Origin of the sequence: Actinoplanes sp. NPDC048791 (genome assembly GCF_040650095.1) — a bacterium.
Classification (GTDB): Bacteria; Actinomycetota; Actinomycetes; order Mycobacteriales; family Micromonosporaceae; genus Actinoplanes.
In genome coordinates, this window is record NZ_JBEZGQ010001130.1 from 1 (window position 1) to 2,494 (window position 2,494).

The 2,494-nt window shown below is 73.1% G+C and carries 2 protein-coding genes and 1 pseudogene; 2 read left to right on the plus strand and 1 reads right to left on the minus strand.

All coding sequences use genetic code 11. The features are described 5' to 3' along the window. Both AB0C29_RS43195 and AB0C29_RS43200 read left to right on the plus strand, forming a co-directional pair. Nucleotides 1–252 (plus strand): annotated as a pseudogene (locus tag AB0C29_RS43195) (hypothetical protein); the annotation flags it as partial. 77 nt (nt 253–329) lie between these two features. Further along, entirely contained in the window at nt 330–1,988 is a 1,659-nt protein-coding gene (locus AB0C29_RS43200; protein WP_360833426.1) for a bifunctional diguanylate cyclase/phosphodiesterase, read from the plus strand. A gap of 3 nt (nt 1,989–1,991) precedes the next feature. Here the strand turns inward: AB0C29_RS43200 and AB0C29_RS43205 are convergent. Continuing rightward, a partial coding sequence (locus AB0C29_RS43205; protein WP_360833428.1) for a tetratricopeptide repeat protein occupies nt 1,992–2,494 on the minus strand: 503 nt, incomplete at its 5' end.

Below are 2,494 nucleotides of genomic sequence, written 5' to 3' on the forward strand. Positions count from 1 at the left end.
GGAGAGCCGGCCCCCGCGGATACGACCGACGGTGATCTCGCTTACGTGCGCGGGGATGCGGCGGCGGCGCTGCGGGCGTACCGGGAAGGGGTCGGCACGGACCCGGGGGACGACGCGGCCTGGACCGGTCTCGCGCTCAGCGGGGCCGGGGGCGCCCTGCGCGACACACCGGAGGTGGTCGCCGCCGTCCACCGCACGCTGGGTGACCCGGCCGTCGATCCGCTGGCCCTGGCCGATTGGCTTTCTTCCTGAGGTTCGCTCAGGTATGCCCCCGGCCCACCGATGAGGGCTCCTGTCGGAGGTGAGGCATGGGTCGGACCGGGAAGACCATGGATCGTGTGCGTCGGGTGGTCGACGGCACCATGATCTTCACGTCGCTGCTGCTGCTCGCGTGGCCGCTGATGGTCGGCGAACAGGCGCGCGGTGCCGCCGGTGTGCTCATCGGCCTCGGTGCCGTCGGGCTCCTCGGCCTGGGCGTGCTCGTGCTGGCCGAGCGGTGGCCGCTGGTGCAGTACGCCCCTGTGGCCGCCGCCGTCCTGACGGCCGCGGCCGGACTCGCCCGCAGCGGCACCATCAGCCCGGGCCTGAGCTGGCTCGTCATCGCCGTCGCGGCGATCATCCTGGTCCGGCAGTTCCTCGGCGCGCGCACCAACGAGGGCCTGGTCCGGGACCTGACCCGGCAGCGCGCCCAGCTCGCCCGGCAGGCGTTCCGCGACCCGCTGACCGAGCTCGGCAACCGCAAGCTGTTCATGGACCACGCCACCGACGCCCTCGCGGACGCCGACGACACGATGACCGCCGTGATCCTGTTCGACCTGGACGGGTTCAAGGAGGTCAACGACACGTACGGGCACGCCACCGGCGACGAGCTGCTGCGTACCGCGGCGGAACGGCTCACCGCGAACGTGCGGACCAACGACACCGTGTCCCGCCTCGGCGGCGACGAGTTCGTGGTGCTGCTCCCGCGCCTGGTCGACGACCGGATCGCCGACACCGTGGCCAACCGGATCCTGCGCGACCTCAGCCAGCCGCTGGTCATCGGCGACACCGTGCTGACCATCCCGGCCAGCGCCGGCATCGCCCTGACCCGGGGCAGCGGCATGGCCGTCGACGACGTGATGCGCGAGGCCGACCTGGCGTTGTACCAGGCCAAGGCCGAGGGCAAGGGTGTCGCCCGGCGCTTCGACCCGGCCCAGTTCGCTGTGGCCGAGCAGCGCCGGCAGGAGGAGGCGGACCTGCGCCGCGCGCTCGACGACGGCGAGTTCGAGGTGCACTACCAGCCGATCGTCGACCTGGACGGCGAGCGTACGGTCGGCGTCGAGGCGCTGGTCCGCTGGAACCACCCCGAACGCGGGCTGCTGCCCCCGATCGCCTTCCTCGACCTGGCCGAGACGCTGGGGCTGCTCCCACGGCTCGGCGGCTGGGTGCTCGAGGAGGCCTGCCGGCAGGCCGCGCTGTGGCAGGCGCAGGAGCCCGGCTTCGAGCTCAACGTCAACCTGTCGGCCAGCCAGCTCGGCAATCCCGCGCTGGTCGACGAGGTCCGCTCGGTGCTGGAGCGCACCGGCCTGCCGCCGGCGCTGCTGGTGCTGGAGCTGACCGAGTCGGTCGCGCTGGTCGACCTGATCGAGTCGGCCCGGGTGCTGGGCGCGCTCAAGAGCCTCGGCGTGCGGATCGCGCTGGACGACTTCGGCACCGGCTTCTCGTCGCTGAGCCACCTGGGCACGCTGCCCGTCGACGTGGTGAAGATCGACAAATCGTTCGTGCAGGCCATGCAGGAGGGCAACGGCGCTTCGGTGGCCGAGGCGGTGCTGCAGATCGCCCGTACGTTCAACCTGGCGCCGGTCGCCGAGGGCGTCGAGGACGCCACCCAGGCCAGCCGGCTGCGCGAGCTGGACTGCGCCCAGGCCCAGGGCTACCATTTCGCCCGCCCGATGCCGGCCGGCGACCTGACATCCCTGCTGACCAGGCAGTCCGCGCTGTCCGCCTAGGTCTTACAGCGGCGGGGGCTCGATCTCGGTCTCCAGGCGGACCCCGGCCAGGGCCCGGGCCAGCAACGGGTGGCCCTCGCCGTACGCCTTCTGCAGCTCCTCGACGGCGGCGTGCATCGACGGCTCGTCGCCGGCGTCCAGCGCCACGTTGAACGCGCAGGCCAGCGTGTCCGGATGCGAAGCTCCGCGCAGCGCCCGTGACCGGGAGACCGTGTCCAGGGCGATCTCGCGGGCCTGCTGCGCGTCACCGGTGGCCAGCAGGTCGGCGGCCAGGCCGTTCGCGCAGCTCAGCGTGAACGGATGGTCGGCGCCGACGCTGCGCCGCAGCCCGCCCAGCGCCTCGGTGTCGATCGTGCGGGCCTCCGCGAACCGGCCACCGGCCCGGACCACCCCGGCCAGGTCCGCCGCCGCGGCCAGCGTGAACGGATGCTCGTCGCCCAGCACCGCGTGATAGCGGACCACCGCGCGTTCCAGCAGCCGGTGCGCCTCCTCCAGGTCCCCGTCCT